The 23,449-nt window shown below is 44.7% G+C and carries 20 protein-coding genes; 3 read left to right on the top strand and 17 right to left on the bottom strand.

Translation table 11 applies throughout. The features are described from left to right. Window positions 1-241: 241 nt before the first annotated feature. From OCU60_RS03110 to ubiT, 9 genes are all read right to left on the bottom strand, one after another. The gene (locus tag OCU60_RS03110; protein ID WP_074372829.1) at window positions 242-640 is read right to left on the bottom strand and encodes a VanZ family protein; all 399 of its coding nucleotides are present in this window, start codon (window positions 638-640) and stop codon (window positions 242-244) included. After that, window positions 641-1,423: a hypothetical protein gene (locus OCU60_RS03105; RefSeq protein WP_139302105.1), complete on the bottom strand. Its 783-nt coding sequence runs from the start codon at window positions 1,421-1,423 to the stop codon at window positions 641-643. Continuing rightward, window positions 1,386-3,578, bottom strand: a complete 2,193-nt coding sequence (locus OCU60_RS03100; protein WP_074372827.1) for a GumC family protein — start codon at window positions 3,576-3,578, stop codon at window positions 1,386-1,388. The genes OCU60_RS03105 and OCU60_RS03100 overlap by 38 nt, the downstream gene beginning before the upstream one ends. A gap of 37 nt (window positions 3,579-3,615) precedes the next feature. Next, entirely contained in the window at window positions 3,616-4,155 is a 540-nt protein-coding gene (locus OCU60_RS03095; RefSeq protein ID WP_228449022.1) for a polysaccharide biosynthesis/export family protein, read from the bottom strand. A gap of 70 nt (window positions 4,156-4,225) precedes the next feature. Beyond that, the gene (locus tag OCU60_RS03090; RefSeq protein WP_074372825.1) at window positions 4,226-5,629 is read right to left on the bottom strand and encodes an undecaprenyl-phosphate glucose phosphotransferase; all 1,404 of its coding nucleotides are present in this window, start codon (window positions 5,627-5,629) and stop codon (window positions 4,226-4,228) included. A gap of 630 nt (window positions 5,630-6,259) precedes the next feature. Then, window positions 6,260-6,703, bottom strand: coding sequence for a ribosomal protein S18-alanine N-acetyltransferase (gene rimI, locus OCU60_RS03085; RefSeq protein ID WP_074372824.1), 444 nt, complete (start codon window positions 6,701-6,703; stop codon window positions 6,260-6,262). Further along, a complete protein-coding gene (locus OCU60_RS03080) occupies window positions 6,700-7,104 on the bottom strand; it encodes a DNA polymerase III subunit psi (protein ID WP_074372823.1) in 405 nt (134 codons plus the stop codon). The genes rimI and OCU60_RS03080 overlap by 4 nt, the downstream gene beginning before the upstream one ends. Window positions 7,105-7,181: 77 nt before the next feature. After that, window positions 7,182-7,682, bottom strand: a complete 501-nt coding sequence (locus OCU60_RS03075) for a GNAT family N-acetyltransferase (protein ID WP_074372822.1) — start codon at window positions 7,680-7,682, stop codon at window positions 7,182-7,184. Further along, complete coding sequence (gene ubiT, locus OCU60_RS03070; protein ID WP_074372821.1) at window positions 7,666-8,196, bottom strand: ubiquinone anaerobic biosynthesis accessory factor UbiT; 531 nt, start codon at window positions 8,194-8,196, stop codon at window positions 7,666-7,668. Before ubiT ends, OCU60_RS03075 begins: the two co-directional genes overlap by 17 nt. Window positions 8,197-8,389: 193 nt before the next feature. Here ubiT and OCU60_RS03065 point away from each other — a divergent pair, with 193 nt between their 5' ends. The 3 genes from OCU60_RS03065 to OCU60_RS03055 all read left to right on the top strand — a co-directional run bounded on the left by OCU60_RS03065 (window position 8,390) and on the right by OCU60_RS03055 (window position 12,444). Continuing rightward, a complete protein-coding gene (locus OCU60_RS03065) occupies window positions 8,390-10,426 on the top strand; it encodes a sensor domain-containing protein (RefSeq protein ID WP_074372820.1) in 2,037 nt (678 codons plus the stop codon). A gap of 103 nt (window positions 10,427-10,529) precedes the next feature. After that, the gene (gene ubiU / locus OCU60_RS03060; protein WP_074372819.1) at window positions 10,530-11,543 is read left to right on the top strand and encodes a ubiquinone anaerobic biosynthesis protein UbiU; all 1,014 of its coding nucleotides are present in this window, start codon (window positions 10,530-10,532) and stop codon (window positions 11,541-11,543) included. A gap of 13 nt (window positions 11,544-11,556) precedes the next feature. Beyond that, a complete protein-coding gene (locus tag OCU60_RS03055; protein WP_074372818.1) occupies window positions 11,557-12,444 on the top strand; it encodes a U32 family peptidase in 888 nt (295 codons plus the stop codon). A gap of 43 nt (window positions 12,445-12,487) precedes the next feature. Here OCU60_RS03055 and OCU60_RS03050 read toward each other — a convergent pair whose 3' ends face one another. The 8 genes from OCU60_RS03050 to nusA all read right to left on the bottom strand — a co-directional run bounded on the left by OCU60_RS03050 (window position 12,488) and on the right by nusA (window position 23,439). Further along, on the bottom strand, window positions 12,488-13,813 hold the full coding sequence (locus OCU60_RS03050; protein WP_074372817.1) for an MATE family efflux transporter: 1,326 nt from the start codon (window positions 13,811-13,813) through the stop codon (window positions 12,488-12,490). A gap of 127 nt (window positions 13,814-13,940) precedes the next feature. Further along, complete coding sequence (gene nlpI / locus OCU60_RS03045) at window positions 13,941-14,843, bottom strand: lipoprotein NlpI (RefSeq protein ID WP_228448973.1); 903 nt, start codon at window positions 14,841-14,843, stop codon at window positions 13,941-13,943. A gap of 115 nt (window positions 14,844-14,958) precedes the next feature. Next, a complete protein-coding gene (gene pnp / locus OCU60_RS03040) occupies window positions 14,959-17,094 on the bottom strand; it encodes a polyribonucleotide nucleotidyltransferase (protein WP_074372815.1) in 2,136 nt (711 codons plus the stop codon). 270 nt (window positions 17,095-17,364) lie between these two features. Beyond that, complete coding sequence (gene rpsO / locus OCU60_RS03035) at window positions 17,365-17,634, bottom strand: 30S ribosomal protein S15 (protein WP_027694233.1); 270 nt, start codon at window positions 17,632-17,634, stop codon at window positions 17,365-17,367. Window positions 17,635-17,765: 131 nt separating this feature from the next. Next, entirely contained in the window at window positions 17,766-18,704 is a 939-nt protein-coding gene (gene truB / locus OCU60_RS03030) for a tRNA pseudouridine(55) synthase TruB (protein ID WP_074372814.1), read from the bottom strand. Further along, window positions 18,704-19,096, bottom strand: coding sequence for a 30S ribosome-binding factor RbfA (rbfA, locus tag OCU60_RS03025; RefSeq protein ID WP_074372813.1), 393 nt, complete (start codon window positions 19,094-19,096; stop codon window positions 18,704-18,706). Before rbfA ends, truB begins: the two co-directional genes overlap by 1 nt. A 122-nt stretch (window positions 19,097-19,218) precedes the next feature. Continuing rightward, a complete protein-coding gene (infB, locus tag OCU60_RS03020) occupies window positions 19,219-21,927 on the bottom strand; it encodes a translation initiation factor IF-2 (protein WP_074372812.1) in 2,709 nt (902 codons plus the stop codon). Window positions 21,928-21,951: 24 nt separating this feature from the next. Continuing rightward, window positions 21,952-23,439: a transcription termination factor NusA gene (nusA, locus tag OCU60_RS03015; protein WP_074372811.1), complete on the bottom strand. Its 1,488-nt coding sequence runs from the start codon at window positions 23,437-23,439 to the stop codon at window positions 21,952-21,954. Window positions 23,440-23,449 lie beyond the last annotated feature (10 nt).

The following is a 23,449-nucleotide window of genomic DNA, read 5'->3' as shown; positions in this document are numbered from 1 at the left end:
TCTGTTTAATGACCGATGGCCGCAATGATAACGACAGAAAAATCAGTAGGTATAAAGTCAAAATCGGGCGTTTGAACAAACCATTAGACAGCGTCAAAAATAACAAATTAGACGAAATTAAAAGACTATATAATGTGTTTTTGTGGAATCTCATTGAGCTCACTTCTGTGTTCGATTGCTATCTGTCTAAAATTTCTATCTGTCTAAAATTGCATCTGCCTGAATCGGTGATAGTCAGGATTTAGTCATCAAAACGCGCTTTGTTTGACAGGATGTAATTCACACAGGTTGCAACACACAATGCCATCGCAACACCAAACAGATTCGTCATCATGTCATCGACTGAAAATTCACGCCTCTGCAGCCAAAACTGAGAGGACTCATCCAGCATCATGAGTACAACAACAATCAAGGTCGGCCAACCGATCAAACACTTGGTCTTATGGTTGCGCACACGGGATCGGGTCACCCAGATCGACAGGCAAGTCAGAACAAAAGCACACAAGAAATGCAGGTATTTATCTCCGCCTAAGATCTGTTCCAGAGCAATCACGTGTTGCGCCCCAAAACCGCTACTTTTACTCAGCGAAAGAGAGCAAACCACCATGACAGCCAAAATCAGTATCCAGTATCGCTTCATTCAGACGCCCTTCTGAGAACGAGGCGCATTGCGTGCCGCATCCGATAAATTGCCACACGTCCACAAAGGCAAACGAATAAATATAGCCAGACTGCAAAACTGTTGTTTGTAAGGGGAAACTTTGAATATTTCATTCAACCGCCACCGTTTCAGACCATATTTTTCATGCGCAGTCATATAATGAATCGCATTCAGACGCTGTTGCTGAGATAGCTGCGCCCAATACTTAAACAACACATTCAGCGCGGTTTCGGCCGTATATTTTTCATAAGGTCCGAATGTCTCAGCCATATTCAAGACCCGGACAACTTCATCAAATGGCTTTTCCCATAAGGCAAGCAGTTCCGTTTCCTGAGTATAGCCGTCAGGAAACAAAGGTCTGCGCCGGATCGATTGCCAGTTATAATGATCGCTTTGCTGCAAATACTGCTCTCTGGCAAATCCCTTTGCAGCAAAACTATTCAGTAACGCGGTATAAGCAGCCATTGACAGATTTTCCGGATTGCCGTCATCCCATGACAACATTCTATCTTTGAATTGATTCAACTGCGCAAGTGCATCATCGGTTATCTGATGATCTGATTGGTCGAGACGCTCAATTTCCAGATGGACAACATTGCTGTACAAACTCCCCATCAATGCCTGTCCCGAGAAAATGATCATCCATACGGAGATCGCAATCAGCGCATACTGTGAAATTTTCGAGCAATTCATTCCCATCATCCCTGAGTTACATTGCCAGATTTCAGTTTTCCGCATAGCCGTAATACTGACCGTACTCATTCTCAGGCGCACCAGCTTTCTGACTGATCTGATTGATGACCACACCGGCAAGCGTACTTTGATGACTGATGAGTTTGGTCATCGCTTTTTTCACTAATGTCTGCTTGGTCGCATTCGCTTTCACCACCAGCACAATAGAATCGACTAGCTGTCCGATGATTAAAGAATCGCTAACCGGTAGCGTTGGCGGCGTATCAATAATAATCCGATCATAACTGGCTTCCAGCTCTGTCAGTAACGCTTTCAACTGGTGAGAACTCAACAACTCTTGAGGATTCGCCGCTAACATGCCGGCAGGTAAAACCGATAAACCGGATGCTTCATCTTTAAAGATGCACTCACTTAATGGTGTATTCATCAACAAATGATTCGTGAGCCCTTGCTGATATTTCTTGTAGCCAAAACGTTCGGCAACCGCTGGTTTACGTAAATCGAGATCAATAAATAAAACTTGCTCAACTTTGGCAAATGAAACCGCCAAATTGAGAGCAACCGTGGTCTTACCTTCTTCGGGTAGCGATGACGTCACCGCAATCTTCCGGTGTTGCCTATCAATATGATTGACCAGCAAAGAGGTTCTGATTGAACGAATCGACTCACTAAAACCCACCTCATTCTCATCCGTAAAGATACTGCTATCGATCGGTTGCTTGCGGAATCGTTTGGATTTCACCACCGGAATTCCACCCATCGGAATTAAGCCGAACTTGTCTTCAAAATCACCCGCGGATTCAATGGTATTTTTCAGGAGATCAAGCATGATAAGAAAGCCAATCGCCATTCCGATACTGAAAATAAATGCAGCAATGACTATCAGTTTTCGTTTCGGTGCACTGGGTAACTGGGGAATCAAAGCCAGATCAGTAAATCGGGCACTCGTCGAGTCAAAATCACTGGTCGCTGTGGTTTCTTTTTGTCGCGTCAAAAAGAGGTTGAGAATCTCCCGATTGGTTTCAACTTCACGCTGCAATGAATCATATTTGCTTTTCTTGACCGTCAACGCCTGAAAATCATTCTTCTCGCGTGTGACTTCCTGCACCAACAGCGCTTCTTGCTCTTTTGTTGCCTGTAGCTCTTTGCCGATGCCCCGAATCAATTTCTGAGTGACTCGTTGGGCCTGATCTTCAATCGACTTTAGTTTCGCTTGAGCGGCGATCATTTTGTCATGCTTCGGCCCATAGCGTTTGCTTAATTCATTGACTTCATTCTGGGCTTCCAGCTCCGCATTTCGGATATCAATCACCTGAGGATGCTGGGAGATCGAAGGGATCGCAGACAAAGAAGCAATATCTTTCACATTTCCCGTCGTTAACGCCTTGTAGGCTGATTCTGTTTCTATTCGCTCATCGCGAACTTGTGCCAATCGCTCAGTCAAACTTGCCAATTGTTTGCTGGCAAGAGATTCAATGCCGCTGTCGTCAATCAATTTCTCTTTGATCAAAAAGTCAGAGAGGGCTTTTTCAGAATCGGCTAATTGATCCCTTAACTCAGACAAACGCGATGATATCCAGCTTGATGCGTACTGCGTTACGGAGAGCTTCGATTCGAGATTATTTTCAATATAAGCGTAACCAACTTCATTGGCGATTTTGGCTGCCAGTTGCGGATCCTCCGAGGTAAAGCTGATGCTGACCAACTGGGTCTTTAAAATCGGTGTAATCTCAAGGCTTTTCTTAAATGCATTTAACACTTTCTGACGAACATATTCAGGATCCGGCGCTTCCTCTTCGTTCGTCGAACCAAGCAATCCAGCAATCACAGGGTAAGATTTTATCGTCTCGATAATCCCTTTCTCCTGGCTCAGCAATGGATTAAATTCTTCCTTCTGATCCAAAGCCAATTTATGAATCACTTTTTCAGCAATCTGATTGGATTTCAATATTTCAAACTGTGTCTGATAGTATTCTTTTTGATTGGGTTCGATACCGACAACCTCTTCAATTGAAATCGCCTGTCTTTCTTTTGATTCAATCAGTAAGGTAGCCGTTGCGGTATATTTCGACTTTAAAGACAGTGCAATAAATACTGACAGCCCGGTCACCAATATTGAGAATAATAATATTGAGATCCAGTTTCTCTTGATTAAATTCAGATAATGTGTCAGATCAATCATATCATTCTGTTGATTGGCATTATCTTCAAAGTGCTCTTGCATTGTTTACCTTGCCTTAATCTATTTTATATTTTCAGACTTACCAAAAAGAACTCACCACATAAATCGTATCACCGGGATGTACAGTTTCATTCAGTTCAACTTCATGTTTACCTTTCAGTAATTCCTCAATCTGATCCTGGGATAATCCTTCGATTTCTTCATCTTTGGTCAAATAGATACCACGCGTTTTGCGGTATTTCGCGAGAAATCCGCCAGCCAGAGCAATCGCTTTCTGAACAGTCAGTCCCGGTTGATATTCATATCCGCCCGGAGAATTAACCACACCATTCACATAGATATTTCGATATTTCACAATGTTGATTGTCACTTTCGGATCGACTAAATACTGACCTTTCAAACCGCCGACAATCATAGCTCGCAGTTCACGAAGCGTTTTATGTTTTAGTTCCAGATTACCTAAATAAGGGTAATCCATTGTTCCACCACTATCGATGAGATACTGCTCATACGATAAATCGGGCTCCCCATATACAGAAATTCTGATTGTATCCCCAGCACCTAATCTATATTCAGTTGCACTGGAAAAAACAGAAAAGAATATGCAGCATAAAACCATGCCTTTTAATATTATTTTCAACATCACTTACCTATCAGAACTCTAAACCCAACTCTCGGAAAACAGTGGATTAATATGCTGTTTTCCCGACAAATCCTTTCAATACCGTCAAGAATATAATTTTTAAATCGAGCCATAGAGACCATGTCTGGATATAGCTCAAATCAAACTCAACTCTCTTTTCCATCTTATCGAGTGTGTCAGTTTCTCCTCGGTAGCCGTTAATTTGAGCCCAGCCAGTAATGCCGGGTTTGACATGATGTCGGAGCATATACTTATCGATCTGCCCACGATATTCCTCATTGTGCGCAACCGCGTGCGGACGTGGGCCGACAATCGACATCTGTCCGGTAATCACATTGATAAACTGCGGTAACTCATCTAAAGAGGTGCGGCGAATGAAAGCTCCGAATTGGGTCACGCGAGGGTCATTTTTGGTTGCCTGTTTCACCACCGAACCATTATCCATGGCCCGCATTGATCTGAATTTCCAGACTTTGATCGGTTTGCCATCGAGACCATAGCGCTCCTGTTTGAAAATGACGGGTCCCGGGGACGACAGTTTCACGCCAATGGCAACAAATAACAGCACGGGACTAATCAGCGTGATAATGATTGAGGCGAGGATGATGTCTTCGATACGTTTGATCAAAGAAGCAAAACCGTAGAAAGGTGTGTCATAAACACTCAATGTGACAACTTTACCAATATTTTTCAGCCGCGATTGCATCAGATCAAAGGTAAAGAAATCAGGAACAACGTAGACATGGGCATTCGAGTCAGCAAAGGCATTTAAGATTTGTTTGATTCGTTTGGCAGCTTCCATCGGCAATGCAATATAAACTTTCTGTACACTGTGGCTTTTCGCCAGCATCAGTGCATCATCGATTTTTCCGCGTAGGGGAGAAGAGAGGCGATGTAAGCCGATTCGATCCAGACTGCGGTCATCATAGAAGCCGACCAACACTTCCCGACTTGAACGGTGCTGCTTGAGCTCCTGAGCCAGTTGGAGACCGGACCCTGTCGCTCCGATGATGATGGCTTTGCTGCGATGTTTATCTCCGGGGAAGATCACACGGAACATGCCGTGAACCAGCCAGCGCCATCCCACCAAACATAACGGGGTTAGAGCGAACCATAAACCAATCACCAGACGAGAATAGTCTTCGCTGATTTTAAGGAAAAAGCCAACAATAAGAGATAATGCGACACAAATACTCCAAGTCATCACTATCGCAAAGAAATTTTGTTTAAATGAAAGATATTTATATGGTCGATACACACCTGCGACATCAGAAACAACAAAATAGACAACAGCAAAAAGACTCAATATTAGTTGATAAATAGTTGTAAATCCGTCTAAATACAGATCTGACACTAAAAATAAAATCATTGAAATAACAAAAATATCAACAATCTTAAATCCGACTGATGACTCTTCTCCATAATATTTAATTCGACTACCATATCCCATCTGACATCCCACCTAACCAATATAAATTTAGTATGCTACCGCCCTTGGGTGAAGCACCCCACGAACTGAAGAAACGACGCTATGGCACAACGGCTAAAAACAACATAACCTATTGTTTATATTTATTTTTTTAAATAAAAAGTTATCATCCACTTACCAAGTTCACATGAGCGACTTCACTTTATTTGTCAAAATGTGAAGTTGACCAGAGTCAAAGTATGCGACATCAGTCACTATTATTTCAATCTTAATAAAGGCAAATAACACTTATATCCCTCTCATTCTTAAAAATGAGACATTAAATTCACACAATAATTAATTATGATAAAATACGTTAGAACAACATCATTGGTGGGGTTGTTTTTATTGACTGTACAGTCAAGTTATATCGATAAAAAATCGAATTAACATCAAGTTAGATACATAGGAATGTTATTTTACTGTCAAAATATCAACAATGAGACAATCTGCTCAAAAGTATTTATTTAAAATGATAGATACTTCAGTTATTTTAATTCAATCGTTCATGACATCTGAATCCGTCATTTTTTTGAAAACAAATGAACGGACAGATGATAACGAAAAGGGATGGAGAACGACGTGTCAGACGAAATGTAATCAGGGATGTGATTATAGAAAATAGCTCATGATAATTGCATCTTCACGACCATTTTCAGTCGGATAGTAGCCAAAACGATGATCAACTTCATTGAACCCCGCATTGAGATACAGCTGATATGCTGGCAGATTACTCGCTCTCACCTCTAACCACACGCTTTCTACAGCATGCTGTTCACAAAAATCGAGAAAAAACGTGAGCAGCTGTCGGCCAATCCCTTTGCCTTGATGCACCGGATCAACGGCAATGTTGAGCAACGAGACTTCACCGACAATATTCTGAGCATAAAAATAGCCACCAACACGCCCATCAATTAACAAAGTATGATGACAAGCGCCGCGACTATCCAGAGCACGGATGATCGACGCTTTCCAAGGAAACGAGTGAGCCCGACACTCTATTTGATAGATCTGATCCAGATGGTCAGAGGACATTGGGATAATTGAAATATTCATGAGGCCTGATAAGAACAAATTTGACGCCAGAGCTCGCGACGATGTAAAGGATGACCGTCAATCTGGCTCAACAAAGGTGACGTGAGCAGTTTTGCTGTTATCCCCTCCGGTACAGAACAACCGGCAAACCAGATCCATTCAATATGAGTCAGAGCAACCAAATCAAGCGAATGAGGATAGACATGTCGTGCTTCTTCAAGAGAAACATCAAAACTCTTCAACACTTTCTCAAACATCACCGCCTGAGTTCCTTCAGGTAAAACCGGACTGACAAATAATAATTTACAGGATGATGGCAAATCATACGGTGTGTGGACCACACCCGGAATTCGCTCAGGATGAATGAGCTGCCAGCTCTGAATCCCCATTTCCTGTAAATAATATTGTTGACGCTCTTGCATGAATGTCAGCCCGATGAACCAATAAAAGAAGGCGGTATACTAACAAATTTCCCTTTGAAGCAGAAGCCGGAGAAGACTCAAAGGAGTGAGGGGTCAAAATCAATCTGATGCTCACCGATTTCATCCACCGCCCCCTGAACCATTTCACAAATGAGTAATTGATTCGGTGGTGACAAAGAATGCACAGCATTGAAGCCAAAATTTTTCCCCGGCTGAAAGCTCAGTGACTGATAGTCTTCATAGACGCCAAACACCGAACATACAGGGTAACCAAACTCATACAGCGAATTCAGCCCTTCGCTCACTAACTGTTGCTTAATATCGTCCTGAGCTTGTGGGTCAGCAAGCAACCAACGCAGATGCTGCCAGTTATGAAACTGGCCATCATGAGCAATCGGTGTGAACAGAATATATCCCAAAATCTGTCCTTCATCATCACAGGCCACCAGAGACAATGTGATACGACTACTTTCCCGGTAAGCCATGACCAGATCAGCGGTTTCCTCGCTCTTCAGCGATGAACGTAGTAACTGATCAATGGGTAAAATATCTGCGGGTGCTTCAGTGCGAATGAGCATTCACCATTCCTCTATGATTTGAGTGTTCTGACTGCATACCTTTATACACAAAATCAGAGAGCTGATTCAAAGAATATTTAATTGGTGCCGGAAATGTATCCAGATCCACACTATCCATCATATTCTTCACTTCAAGTCCCAGCTCAGTATCTCCTTCAATCGAAAGCCGTCGCTGAAAAAAGAGGGTGTCCGGATCTTCTTTTCGTCCTGCAATCAGCACAAAATCATTCAGAGAGCCACTAAAACAAGCATCCGGTTCAACCGCGGGGTCAGCGATGACCAACTGCGCTTTACGGCAGGTGAGGTGCCAAGAGAGCCCTAAATCTTTTACCTCAACTTTCAAACACTGACGCTCAAGGAATTCAAACTCTCCTTCCGCCAGCGCCTCTTTAAAAATGGCATTCAAAGCCTCTAACAAAATTTTGTTTTGCACAAAATTTGGCAAAAAGCGGGCAGGTTTTTTCAACAATGAAGCGGCATTTTGCACCATGTAGAACTGAATCTTGTTTAACACACTCGTTATCCATTAAGTTGATATGAATGGTGTTATCATACTGAAAGATTGAACTTGAATTGCTGTTGTGAATCAAAAAATCCAAGACCGTCATGCGCTTCACTAATGTTACAAAGACGGTTATAGTGGCGTACTCTGTATCGATTGATAAATGCTGAGTACCAATTTGGTGTCGAAGCAATGAATAGTTGGCATGATTTCACAAGAATTTCAACGCTGGTTTAAACAGCTAACGTCACACAGCCCTTTCTTTTTTGCCATTCTCGATGCCCAGCACAACTATACGATGGTAAATGAACGCTATTGTGAAATATCAGGCCTCACAAGCGAGCAACTCATCGGCTCCAATGATCCGGCTGTCTTTGGGGAATCGTTCTATCAAGCGATTCGTCCCTATTATCATCGCGCGTTTGACGGAGAAACCATTGAAACCGAGCTGACGCTCAACAACATGCAGCTCGCGACAACATTACTGATATCCATCTCGCGACTGCAATTCGATAGTCATCCCCCAAGAATCATCTTTCAGGCAGTCGATGTTTCAGAAAAGCAGATGTTACTCGATACCATTGAGGAGTCAGAAAAAAAATTTTCCACTTTAGTTTATATGTTGAAAGAATCGGTACTCATTGTTGAAGAAAACACCGTCATTTCCTGCAATCCTGCGGCGGCTCATTCGCTGGGACTGAATACTGCTGATGAGCTTTACGGAGAGCAGCTCTCGGAGATTTTTATTCAGACATCAACGCAAAGACCTTTTATTCTCAATCCCTCCCCGGCCATTCAACATCCTATCTCTTGTCATACGACGCAAGCCTACGGTGAAGGACAGCCGGTGACACTTCGGATTGAAACCACCAAGGTTTTTGGTAGTCAGGCATTTTTTGTTCTCATCCAACCTCAAGAAAAAAAGACGCCTGAATTATTACATCACCCATCGATTGATGTCCACATTGACCCGTTGACCGGCTTGTATAACCGATCGGGTTTTACCAAACGACTCGATATGTTCATTGCCGATAACATCCCGTTGGTGATGCTCTACCTCGACATTGATAACTTTAAAAACATCAATGACTCTCTGGGGCATCATATCGGTGATAAAGTGATCCGAGAGGTTGCAGCCCGACTCAAACGGCTACTCCCTCAAAATGCAATTTTAGGTCATTTGGGCGCTGACGAGTTTGGTTTACTCTTGCCAGAGCCGGAACCCCGTTCCGCAGAAATGCTGTCAGAACGGATTATTGCGTTGGTCAATCAACCTTTTGATTTGAACTATTTTACGAAAAGGCTTGCTTGCTCTATTGGCAGTGTGACTTACCCCGGTGATGGCAGCGATGCCCGAATCTTACTGCAAAATGCCGATACCGCGATGTATGAAGCCAAAGCAAGAGGACGTAACCGGATGATTCGCTTCAGTTCGCAGATGAATAAAGAAGCAAGAACCCGGTTATGGCTGGAGATCGAACTGCAAAAAGCGCTGCAAAATAGTGGTCTGGAAGTCTGGTATCAACCGAAAGTCGGTGCGAGAGATTTTAGTATCAACGGTGCAGAAGCATTGGTGCGATGGAAACATCCGGTCGAAGGGTATATCAGCCCCGGCACATTTATTCCCGTCGCAGAAAAAGCTGGGTTAATCGAGCATTTGGGCCGGGCAGTAATGCGGGAGGTCTTTACGACGGTTAAGCGTTGGAAACAGCAAGGGATCCTCCCCGGCCCTGTCGCGATCAATCTGTCTCCGGAGCAGTTTGGTAACCCGAAACTGATCGATTTCATGGAAAAACTTCTGCGCTCGACGCAGCTTGATCCGAGCTGTATTACTTTCGAGCTGACCGAAAGTGCGGTCATGAGTAACAGTGAACACACCGTGCAAATGTTGAATGCCATCAAGAAACTTGGCTTTACCCTATCGATTGATGATTTCGGCACAGGTTACTCATCTCTCTCTTATCTCGCCCGCTTTCCGATTGATGAGCTCAAAATTGACCGAGCATTTATTACGGAGATTGATCAATTACCCAAACAGTTGACCGTCATCGAAAACATTATCAATCTCGGCCAATCTTTACAGTTAAAGGTCGTGGCAGAAGGTGTGGAGACTCAGCAACAAGCCATTTTACTTGCCAATCTTCACTGTCATTCTATCCAAGGGTTTCATTTCCATCGTCCGCAACCCAAGCAGGAAGTCGAAGCTTTATTCGCCCAAAACCGTCGCCACTCCGCTTCATAAATCACGAGAAATCAAGGTCAAACCTGCCTCACATCAATTCATTCTGTCGCACGTTTCCATACAATACAAACACTTCAAGAGCCACCAATGAAATTAAGTTACTATGGAACTGCTTTGTCCTGCGGGAAACCTTCCTGCCCTAAAGACGGCAATCACCAATGGTGCCGATGCGGTGTATATCGGTTTTAAAGACGACACCAATGCCCGCCATTTTGCCGGCTTAAATTTCTCAGGAAAAAAACTGGAAAGTGCTGTTCGGTTCGTTCATGAACATCACAAAAAAATTCATATCGCTCTCAACACATTTGCCCATCCAGATCGGTTTAGCCGCTGGACGGAAGCCGCAGATAAAGCCGTTGATCTGGGCGTCGATGCGTTGATTGTTGCCGATATTGCGCTGCTGGAGTACATCTCTAATCGCTATCCGCATCAGGAAATTCATCTTTCCGTTCAGGCTTCCGCTACCAATAGCGCAGCCATTGCGTTTTATCACCAAAACTTCCACATCAAACGGGTTGTTCTCCCCCGGGTGCTATCGATTCATCAAGTCAAACAACTCTCTCAATCCATTGATGAGGAGATTGACTTGGAAGTGTTTGCTTTTGGGAGTCTCTGTATTATGTCGGAAGGTCGCTGCTATCTCTCTTCATATATGACGGGAGAATCGCCCAATACTGTCGGTGCCTGTTCACCCGCAAAGTTTGTCCGCTGGCAAGAAACACCAGATGGAATGGAAACCCGACTGAATAACATTCTGATTGATCAATACAAACCCGGGGAGAATGCTGGCTATCCGACTTTATGTAAGGGCCGCTTTGTCACTGCGTTGAACGGCCAACAGCAGTGTTATCACGCCTTGGAAGAACCCACGAGTCTCAATACACTATCGCTCTTACCGGCGCTCTTCGCTGCGAATGTCGCCTCAGTCAAAATTGAGGGCCGCCAGCGCAGTCCTGCCTATGTGGAGCAAGTCACCAAGACATGGCGGGCAGCGATTGACCATTATTTGTCTGCCCCGCAAAGTTATCAGGTCGATGAAACATGGAACCGAACTCTTGCCAACGTTTCCGAAGGCACTCAGACAACACTCGGTGCCTATCACAGAAAGTGGCAATAAAGGGAGTTCACAGATGAAATATGCATTAGGCCCATTACTCTATTTCTGGCCCAGAACAGAGGTTGAACAATTCTATCAGCAAGCGCAGACATCCAGCGCTGATATCATTTATCTGGGAGAAACCGTTTGTTCCAAGCGTCGGGAGTTAAAAGCACACGACTGGCTGGCAATCGCACAGGAAATCGCCCGGAGCGGTAAACAGGTTGTTCTGTCAACCATGGCGCTGCTTGAGTCACGGAGTGAGCTAACCGTGATGAAAAAATACATTGATAACGGTGATTTTATTATTGAAGCCAACGATGTTTCAGCCGTTCATCTCGCCAACGAACAGCGGGTACCATTTGTTGTCGGACCGGCGATCAACTGTTACAACGCGCATACCCTGAAATATTTTCTTCGCCAAGGCATGATCCGGTGGTGTATGCCTGTCGAGCTGTCCCACTCGTGGCTGCAACAAGTGCTGCAACAATGTGAAACGTTGGGGATTCGTCACGCATTTGAAGTTGAAATATTCGGCTATGGTTATCTCCCGCTCGCCTACTCCGCCCGCTGTTTCACGGCCCGGGCTGAAAACCGCCCGAAAGATGAATGTAAAACATGTTGTATCCATTATCCCGATGGTATCCGCGTCCAAAGTCAGGAAGGACAAGAAGTCTTCAACCTGAACGGGATTCAGACACAGTCAGGCTACTGCTATAACTTGATTAACGAACTCCCCGGTATGACCGATAGCGTTGATGTCGTTCGTCTCAGCCCCACAAACGCGGAAACCCTGACAACCATACAAGCATTCCGCGGTAATGAGACTGCGGCGCAGTCCTATCCGTTAGACAACCACCAATGTAATGGTTACTGGCACCGCGTCGCGGGACTAGAGAACGTGACCTCAAATACCCAGTGAATGGCGCCACTGCACAGCCATGACAAAACCACAACCAACCCTATCAGGCGGCTGAATGAAATAACCGCCTGATATCTTTATACAAGATCGCTGAAACCACTAACGACAAGACAATATTCGAGATCGGAAATGCCAGCCATACGCCGGTCAGCCCCCATCCCAACGGCAGCAAAAATAGAAATGGGGGCTGAATGAAAATGTTACCCAGTGAAATACTCACCGCTTTTTTACCCCGGTGAATCGATTGATAAAATGAAGATGCAACCACAATGAAGCCATCCAAACACAGTGCAATCAAGTGCAAATGTATCCCTGTGGTGGCGAAATCGCTCAATTCCGAGTGATTACGACTAAAAATAGCAATAATCTCATGCGGATAAAGATTCATAATCGTAGTAACAATCAGCCCAAACGTCACAGATAAACCCATCGCCATCAACAACAGTTTTTTGATATTCGCTAACTGATTGGCGCCGTAGTTAAAACTCACTAACGGTTGCATCCCATTCGCAAACCCTTCAACCGTCAAATAATAGAACGTCACCACATAGCCAAGAATGGTGTATGCCCCCAAAGCAGTCGTCCCACCGTAGACTGCAAACTGACTGTTATGCAAAGCAACCATCACGCTCCAATAGAAATACATGAAAAAGCTTGAAAGGCCGACCAAAACAACCTGACGAATATCCTGCCACCGGAAAAACAGCAGATCAGCGCGTCTTAAACGTAAAGATGCCGCAGGAGAAAAGAAGTAACTGAGTCCGATAATGGTGACCACAGCCTGCGATATTGCGGTCGCAATCGCTGCCCCCTGCAATGCCATATCCCAGACCACAATAAACAGATAATCAAAAACAATATTCAGCCCCCCACCGATAATCATCAAATACGTCGCAAATGCCGGGCTGTCATCGTTTCTCATCAGAAATGGTAATGCCGTCGCAGAGAGGGTAAAGCAAGAGGTAAACACCACCACTTGCATATACTGCATCGCTAGATGAAAGACATTCGGATCTTGTGTTTGCCAAGCCAGAATATCCGCCATAAAGAACCGCAGTCCCAAAGACAACAATAGCGATAACAAGATCAACAAGATCAGCCCGGTACTGATCGTCTGCCGGGCTGCGGATAAATTCTTCTGCCCTTTATAAATGGAGGTAATCGCACCAGTCCCGACCCCCACCATCAAACCAATACCAACCAGTACAGCAATCATGGACCAAGAGATATTAATGCCGGCTAATCCATCAACACCAAGATACTGACCAATGAAAATACCATCAATGAGCTGATATAAGCCATTGACCAACATTGCCGCAACGGTTGGAACGGTATAGCGAAAATACTGTGAATAAATAGACTGCTGCATAGATTCAACCTAAACCTGAAATACAAACAGCCTGCAAAAATCAATGCAGGCTGTTCACCACAAACCAAACCTCGGGACGATCAATTCAGCCCCTGAGGTGATGATTTCAATTAAGAAAATATCAATGTTACGATGAATGATCGTCCTTAATCGTATGGTATATCCGTTCCAGTTCTAAAAAAGCATAGCGATGTTCAATATATTCGTAAACATTCATTGAGATTGCGAGTTTGTATAAGGCGATGGCCTCAGCATAATGTGCTTGCATCTCATAACGCTTTCCGAGATAAAAATAAGCTTCCGTTAAGCGACGAGCGAGCACCGTATTATCACTGGTCTCTTGCAAGAGCTGTTTGAAAACCACCGAATCATCGGCTTCCCCTAACATCATGGCAACCAAAGACCATCCCCAAGCGTTATTTTGCTCAGACTGGCGGGAGTGATAACTTTGCATCAATTCTTTCCGAGCCGTTTCAGCATCCATCTCACTCACGATCATATATCGCCATAAGGCACTAAAAGGATCCGCTGAATTTTGCTGTATCACCTGTTCGATTTCATCTCGGGCCAAACGGGAGCGGCCACCGTAATACAACGCAATCGCAAGATTTCTGCCTGCATACACACTCTTCGGTGCCAGCTCTAATGCAGAATCAAATGACTCATAAGCTGAATCGAAATCGTTGATTTCTGTGTAATAAACGCCAAGCATGTTAAACACTTCTGGCTGAGATGGATAAAAGCGCAAAGATTGTTCGAAGTCCAAACGCGCCAGATTTTTTAAACCCAGCATATCGTAGCTATTACCACGTTCATAAAAAACTTTGGCCCGAATTTCATCGGTGAGTTCTTTTTGCTGTAGCAGTTGGCTCAAACGCAAGATTTTTACTTCTTGTTGAATCGTCGGTTGTAATGGCCGGGCCATCGGGGCATAAAGCCACTCTGACTCTTGCTGATGCACAAACGATGAGCACCCAGCACTCAAAAGTAAGCCGAGTCCTGTCAATATCGTAAGAAACCACTTCGCCAAAATTATTCTCCTCAACGCGGGCATAAAAAAAGGGAGCAAAACAGCTCCCTTTATAACATCATGCTTAGCAATAAAAAAGCAACCCAATGGATATATCGAATCCAGAGGTGCGTTTCTATTCTGCGTCAGATTGATCTTGTTGTGGTGCGTCTTCAGCCGCTGGTTTTGCAGCTGCTTCTTTCATACTCAAACGGATACGGTTCTGGCGATCAATTTCCAGCACTTTCACCTGAACTTCTTGACCTTCTTTCAGGTAATCCGTCACTTTCTCGACACGCTGATCTGCGATTTGAGAGATATGAACCAAACCTTCTTTAGCACCAAGGACGGCAACGAATGCACCAAAGTCAACGATACGAGTGACTTTACCAGTGTAGATCCGACCAACTTCAACTTCAGCCGTCAACTCTTCGATACGACGAATCGCATGTTTAGCAGCTTCGCCTTCTGTCGCAGCGATCTTGATCGTGCCATCATCTTCGATTTCAATTGTGGTTCCGGTTTCTTCTGTCAATGCACGAATGACAGCGCCGCCTTTACCGATAACATCTTTGATCTTATCAGAACTGATTTTCATCGTATGGATACGTGGCGCAAACTGAGAAATGTCATCACGCGCACTGTGAATCGCTTTATCCATCACAGACAGAATATGTAAACGAGCACCTTTTGCCTGATTCAAAGCGATCTGCATGATTTCTTTGGTGATCCCTTCGATTTTGATATCCATTTGCAGTGCAGTCACACCATTGGATGTACCGGCAACTTTAAAGTCCATATCACCAAGATGATCTTCATCACCCAAGATGTCAGACAGAACCACAAAATCATCATCTTCTTTGACGAGTCCCATCGCAATCCCAGCGACAGAGGCCTTAATTGGTACACCAGCATCCATCAATGCCAGCGATGAACCACATACGGAAGCCATTGAAGAAGAACCGTTTGATTCGGTAATTTCAGAGACGACACGGATGGTATAAGGGAATTCATCAATCGATGGCATAACCGCCTGAATACCACGCTTCGCCAAACGACCATGGCCAATTTCACGACGCTTCGGTGAACCGACGAAACCTGTTTCACCAACACAGTAAGGAGGGAAGTTATAGTGGAACAGGAAGTGCTCTTTTCGCTCACCGATTAGTTCATCGATAATTTGCGCATCACGCTGAGTGCCCAGCGTAGCAGTCACGACAGCTTGTGTTTCACCACGGGTAAATAACGATGAGCCATGGACGCGAGGCAGAACACCCGTACGAACATCCAGTGCCCGAACCATATCTTTTTCACGACCGTCGATACGTGGTGCACCAGACAGAATGCGACTACGCACGACTTTCTTTTCTAATGAACTCAGCATGTTACGGAGTTCATTTACATCCAAAGCGTCATCTTGCTCGAGTAAGGTTGCGATGACATCAGATTTAATCTGACTCACTTGCTCGTAACGCGCCATTTTCTCAGTGATCTGATATGCTTCAGCAAACCGGGCTTCCGCATGTTCAGCAATTAATGCTTTCAGGCTGGTATTAACTTCAGGAGCGCTCCATGACCATGCAGGTGCCGCAACTTCAGCAGCAAATTCATTGATGGCTTGAATCACAGCCTGTTGCTGTTCATGACCGAATACGACCGCTGAAAGCATCTCTTCTTCAGAAAGGATATCGGCTTCAGATTCAACCATCAGTACAGCATTTTCTGTCCCAGCAACCACGAGATCCAGACGAGATTCACCCAGCTCTTTCGCACTTGGGTTCAAAACGAGCTGTCCATCAATGTGACCCACACGAGCCGCACCAATCGGGCCATTAAATGGGATCCCAGAAATCGCCAACGCGGCAGAAGTACCGATCAAGCTTGGGATATCAGGCTGAACATCAGGGTTTACAGCCATAACGGTGGCAATAATCTGAACTTCATTGGTAAAACCATCAGGGAACAGAGGGCGGATCGGACGGTCGATCAGGCGAGCAGTCAGTGTTTCACCTTCAGAAGGACGACCTTCACGTTTAAAGAATCCGCCAGGAATCTTACCGGCAGCATAAGTCCGTTCCTGATAGTTAACTGTAAGCGGGAAGAAGTCTTGACCTTCTACCGCTTCTTTTTTTCCAACCACAGAAATGAATACAGATGTATCATCCATGGTGACCATAACTGCTGATGTTGCCTGACGTGCAATCACGCCAGTTTCAATCGTGACGGTGTGATTGCCGTATTGAAACGTTTTCACAACTGGTTTTTCAAACATTATTATTCCTTTGCCTAGGTTATCCTAGAAATGGGTTATCAATACTCAAGGCATCACAAATCGCGACTAGTAAAAGGGTACTGACATGCCAATCTCCTTTGAATAGTCGCGACCTTTTGGCCGACTTCGGTGACTGTCATGCTTTGAGTCTGTATATTGAAATCAATTGACTGACTTCAACGGTCGCTAGTATAAACTACTCAAGCGTCCTTTGGCTAAATTTAGCCATTAAAAAAGGGGCTTTCGCCCCTTTTTTGTACAAATCCAATCTTAACGACGTAAGCCAAGACGTTGGATAAGGTCATGGTAACGATCCAGACTTTTACCTTTCAGGTAGTCCAAAAGCTTACGACGACGAGAAACCATGCGTAAAAGACCACGACGGCTATGGTGATCGCCTTTGTGTTCTTTGAAGTGACCTTGAAGGTGGTTGATTGAAGCTGTCAATAGAGCAACTTGAACTTCTGGTGAACCAGTGTCACCTTCGCCACGCGCGTAATCAGCAACGATTGCTGCTTTAGTTTCTGCATTCAGAGACATAATTTTCTCCTAAGAGTTAGAGTTTTAGTTTGTGTCAGCCAATCTCTGATTCAGCCGACACGAGGAGCGGGGATTATAGAGAATATTCCCTATCCCCGCAATAGTGAATCATTGGGAAAATAACCCATCTTTCATTCACGAAAAACGACTAATCGTTTCGGGGCTATTTTTCCGTCATCATCAATTTCACCAACACCAATAAAGTGTTGTTCTTCACCAACCGTCATACGCACCGTACCACTCGCTGGTATACCAAAAACTTGCACAGCCTGCCCTTTCTGGACCATTTCTGCCAAATCAGGAATTAAATTCACTTCAGGTAATGACTGAACAGCTGAATCCATCGGTAACAGGAGCGGATCAAGTAAAATTCTTGGGGCGACATCTTGTTCACGCGCGGCTTCAAGGATATGTTCAAGCGCCTCGATAGTGACCATTCGCTCAGCCGGATATTGTGCAACAGCCGTACGACGTAAATATATCACATGAGCACCGCAGCCTAACATTTCACCAAGATCATCAACGATAGTACGGATATAAGTTCCTTTGGAACAATGAATTTCCATCTCGACTTCATCTGCTTCATGACGGATCAGTTCGATGGAATAGACCGAGATCTGACGTGACTCTCTGGGAACTTCAATGCCTTCCCGAGCATACTCATATAAAGGGCGACCTTGATACTTTAATGCTGAAAACATCGAAGGAATCTGAGCGGTTTCGCCTTTAAATTTCTCGATAGATTGCACCAATAACGATTCAGAAACTTGAACAGGCCGAGTCTCAACAATCTCGCCATCTGAATCCGACGTATTGGTACGCACACCCAGTTTTGCAATCACTCGATACTTCTTGTCTGAATCGAGGAGAAATTGGGAAAACTTGGTCGCTTCCCCCAGACAAATCGGTAGCATCCCCGTCGCTAGAGGATCTAATGCACCGGTATGCCCGGCTTTCTCGGCAAAGAAAATACGCTTCACTTTCTGGAGTGCATCATTGGATGAAATCCCCGTAGGTTTATCCAGTAAAATGATGCCATCAACCGGACGACCTTTCCGACGACGAGCCATTACGCCTCCTCATCCGAACCTGATTCATCCCTCTTCCGTTTGTCTTCATCAACAGCTTGGTTAACCAGACTCGACATCCGTCTCCCCTCAACCAAAGTATCATCATAAACAAAACGGACTTCAGGTGTCAGACGCAGACGAATCCGCTTACCTAACATCATACGAATATGAGATTCATGCTCTTTCAACGCTTTCAGGCAACTCTCTGGTGTCTGTTCTCCAACACATAAGAAGGAAACATACACTTTGGCATAAGCCAAGTCCCGGGAAACTTTCACCTCAGAAATTGTCACCATACCGAGGCGAGAATCTCTGATTTCACGCTGCAATATCATTGCCAGCTCTTTTTGCAGCTGCTGAGAAACGCGCTGCGTACGACTAAAATTTGCCATATTTTAACTTTCTCATAGAAAGAATGGGGGGATGGTCTAGCCAACCCCCCATGGTGTATTCAACAACCAACGATACATTCAACAACCGATTGTGTGGTATATCACTTAACCATCAATGTCGATTAATCGATTGAACGTTTAATTTCAATTATTTCAAAAACTTCGATCTGGTCACCAACACGGACATCGTTGTAGTTTTTCACACCAATACCACATTCATAACCATTTTTCACTTCTGCAACATCATCTTTAAAGCGACGGAGTGATTCCAGTTCACCTTCATAAATGACCACGTTATCACGCAGCACGCGAATAGGATTATTCCGTTTGATCAGTCCTTCAGTAACCATACAGCCAGCGATAGCACCCAGTTTCGGAGAACGGAATACATCACGGACTTCTGCCAGACCGATAATCTCCTGTTTAAATTCAGGAGCCAACATACCGCTCATCGCCTGTTTCACTTCATCAATCAATTGATAAATGATGGAGTAATAGCGCAGATCAAGGTTCTCTGTTTCGATGGTTCGACGGGCGGAACCATCTGCACGGACGTTAAAGCCCAGTACAATAGCATTCGATGCCGCAGCCAATGTTGCGTCAGTTTCTGTAATACCACCCACACCGGAGCCAACAATGTTGACTTTCACTTCATCCGTTGAAAGTTTAATCAGTGCATCTGTAATCGCTTCAACCGATCCTTGAACATCAGCTTTCAGCACGATATTCAATTCAGCAACTTCACCAGCGGTCATATTAGAGAACATATTCTCTAGTTTAGCTTTCTGCTGACGAGCCAGTTTAACTTCACGGAATTTACCCTGACGGTAGTTCGCAACTTCACGCGCTTTACGTTCATCACGCACAACAGTCGCTTCATCACCCGCAGCAGGCACACCAGAAAGACCGAGAACTTCGACCGGAATTGATGGGCCAGCTTCCAGCACTTCATCACCGACTTCGTTGCGCATTGCTCTGACTCGGCCATACTCCTGACCACAAAGCAGAATATCGCCTTTACGCACTGTACCTGACTGAACCAAAATCGTTGCGACAGGGCCACGGCCTTTATCCAGTCGAGACTCGACAACAACACCAGTTCCCATGCCGTCAGCAACAGCAGTCAGTTCCAGAACCTCGGCTTGAAGAAGAATCGCTTCTAACAAAGACTCTACGTTCGTTCCCTGCTTGGCAGAAATATGAACGAAAATATTCTCACCACCCCATTCTTCAGGAATGATGTCATATTGTGCCAGTTCATTTTTCACATTGTCCGGATTGGCACCTTCTTTATCAATCTTGTTCACTGCAACAATTAACGGAACTTTCGCTGCTTTTGAGTGCTGAATTGCTTCTATTGTTTGAGGCATAACACCATCATCAGCCGCAACAACCAACACCACGATATCCGTTGCTTGAGCACCACGAGCACGCATTGCCGTAAATGCCGCGTGTCCCGGGGTATCAAGGAAAGTGATCATGCCATTGTCAGTTTCAACATGATAAGCACCGATATGCTGGGTAATACCACCGGCTTCACCAGATGCAACGTGTGTACGACGAATATAATCCAGTGTTGAAGTTTTGCCGTGGTCAACGTGTCCCATGATGGTAACCACTGGTGCACGAGGAACGGCTTCAGAAGTACTATCACGATCAGAAAGAACCGCTTCTTCCAGTTCATTTTCTTTACGGAGAATCACTTTGTGACCCATTTCTTCGGCAACAAGCTGTGCAGTTTCCTGATCAATCACTTGGTTAATCGTTGCCATAGCACCCATTTTCATCATAACTTTGATGATTTCGGTGCCTTTTACTGACATTTTCTGAGCCAGCTCGGAAACAATGATTGTTTCACCGATGACAACATCAGATTTTGCAACAGTTGCATTCTTATCAAAACCTTGCCGCATTGAAGACGGTTTTCCCCGACCTCGACTCGAGTTACGTCCACCTTTTCCACCGCGAGGACGCATGTCGCGTTCTTGGCGTTGTTCATCGCGAGCAGAAGCTTTTTTCTTCGCTTTTGCACGACGACTACCTTCATCTCGACGGTCTGCTTCGTCTTCTGCCTCTTGGGCATAACGGGAAGTAGTTAGATGGTAATCAGTATTTTCGTCTTCCATAGCACCTTTCTTCTCTTCTGCAGCAGACCAACGCTCTTGATTCTTTTCAGCCAATTCACGCGCTTTTTCGAGCTGACGCTGACTTTCCTCTTCAGCTTTACGTCTCAATTCTTCTTCCTGACGACGCTTCAGTGCTTCGGCTTCTTGACGCGCTGCCTCTTGCTTGGATTTTTCTTCATCAGAAAGTTCAACTTTCTGACTGTTTTTCTCTTCACGCTTCGCTTTTTCTTCGGCTTCACGCTTCATCTGCTCTTCAGCTTCCCGTTTCGCTTTTTCTTCAGCTTCACGCTTCGCTTGAGCTTCTAATTTTGCTTTTTCAGCTTCTACTTCTAACTTAGCTTTCTCTTCAGCTTCACGCTGGGCTGCTTCTTCTGCCTCACGTTTCGCTTCATCTTCGACTGTACTACGCTTAACATACGTTCGTTTTTTGCGCACTTCAACCTGAACATTCTTACTTTTACCGCCTCCCGCATTCACACTGAGTGTGCTGCGGGTTTTTCGCTGTAATGTTAAACGAGTCGGTTCGTCCTTTGAAGAGCTGCCACCGTGCTCTTGACGAAGGAAAGTTAACAGTTTCTGTTTTTCATCTTCAGAAACACTATCCGATCTCGTTTTTGTCATTCCTGCGTCAGCAAGTTGCTCTAATAAGCGGTCAACTGGTGTACCAATCTCTTCACTCAGTGCTTTAACTGTAAGTTCTGTCATGCCGCTTTCTCCCCTTGCTGAAAATTACGCGTCTTCGCCAAACCAACAAATATTACGCGCAGCCATAATTAATTCTCCAGCGCGTTCTTCTGTCAGTTCTTCTATACCTTCAAGATCATCAATTCCCTGATCAGCCAAATCTTCAAGAGTTATCACTCCTTTAGCTGCCAGTTTGTAAGCCATTTCACGCTCAAGACCAGATAGATTTAACAGGTCCTCAGCTGGCTCACCTCCATCCAGTGACTCTTCTCTGGCCAAAGCAAGAGTTGTCAGTGCATCTTTTGCACGAGTACGCAATTCTTCAACAAGGTCTTCATCCAACCCGTCAACCTCAAGCAACTCATTCACCGGCACATAGGCAACTTCTTCTAATGTAGAGAAGCCTTCTTCAACCAACAATTCGGCAAAGTCCTGCTCAATAGCCAGATGCTTCATGAACAACTCAATGGACTCAGTTGATTCTTCCTGATGCTTCTTCTGAAGATCTTCTACTGTCATCACATTGAGTTCCCAGCCAGTCAACTGAGAGGCCAAACGAACATTCTGCCCACTACGGCCAATCGCTTGAGCTAGATTGTCGGCTTCAACAGCAATGTCCATCGAATGAGCATCCTCATCAACGATGATAGAAGCAACATCAGCTGGTGCCATTGCATTAATTACAAATTGAGCTGGGTTATCGTCCCACAGCACAATATCAATACGCTCGCCACCTAATTCACCGGAAACCGCCTGAACTCGGGCACCACGCATCCCAACACATGCACCGACTGGGTCAATGCGTTTATCGTTGGTTTTCACCGCGATTTTAGCTCTTGATCCCGGATCGCGAGATGCACATTTCAGCTCAATTAGTTCTTCACCAATTTCAGGGACTTCAACACGGAATAATTCAGCCAGCATTTCAGGCTTAGAACGAGTGATGAAGAGCTGGAAACCACGCGCTTCAGGTCTAACCGCATAAAGTAAGCCACGAACGCGGTCACCAGGACGGAAGTTTTCTCGGGGAAGTTGATCTTCACGCAAAATTACAGCTTCTGCGTTATTACCGAGATCAAGGATAATACTATCTCGGGTAACTTTCTTTACTGCACCGGTGACAAGTTCACCTTCATTATCAATAAACTGCTCAACGATTTGTGCCCGTTCAGCTTCACGAACTTTCTGGACAATAACCTGTTTTGCCGTCTGAGTGGTGATCCGGTCAAACTTAACCGATTCAATTTGATCTTCAATAAAATCATCCAACTCGATTGAATCATCATCAAATTGAGCCGCTTCGATTGAAATCTCTTTGGTTGGATTCAGAACTTCTGCTACAACCAACCAGCGACGGAATGTTTCAAACTCTCCAGTCTTTCTATCAATCTCAACGCGAACATCAATATCAATATCGTATTTTTTCTTAGTCGAGGTTGCTAAAGCAGTTTCAAGCGCTTCAAAAATACGTTCACGAGGAACAGCCTTCTCGTTTGAAACCGCCTCAACTACCGCTAAAATTTCTTTACTCATTATTTCCAGC

This window comes from Vibrio spartinae (assembly GCF_024347135.1).
Lineage (GTDB): Bacteria > Pseudomonadota > Gammaproteobacteria > Enterobacterales > Vibrionaceae > Vibrio > Vibrio spartinae.
Note: the sequence above shows the minus strand (reverse complement) of the source record. Positions and strands in the feature narration are given on the sequence as shown.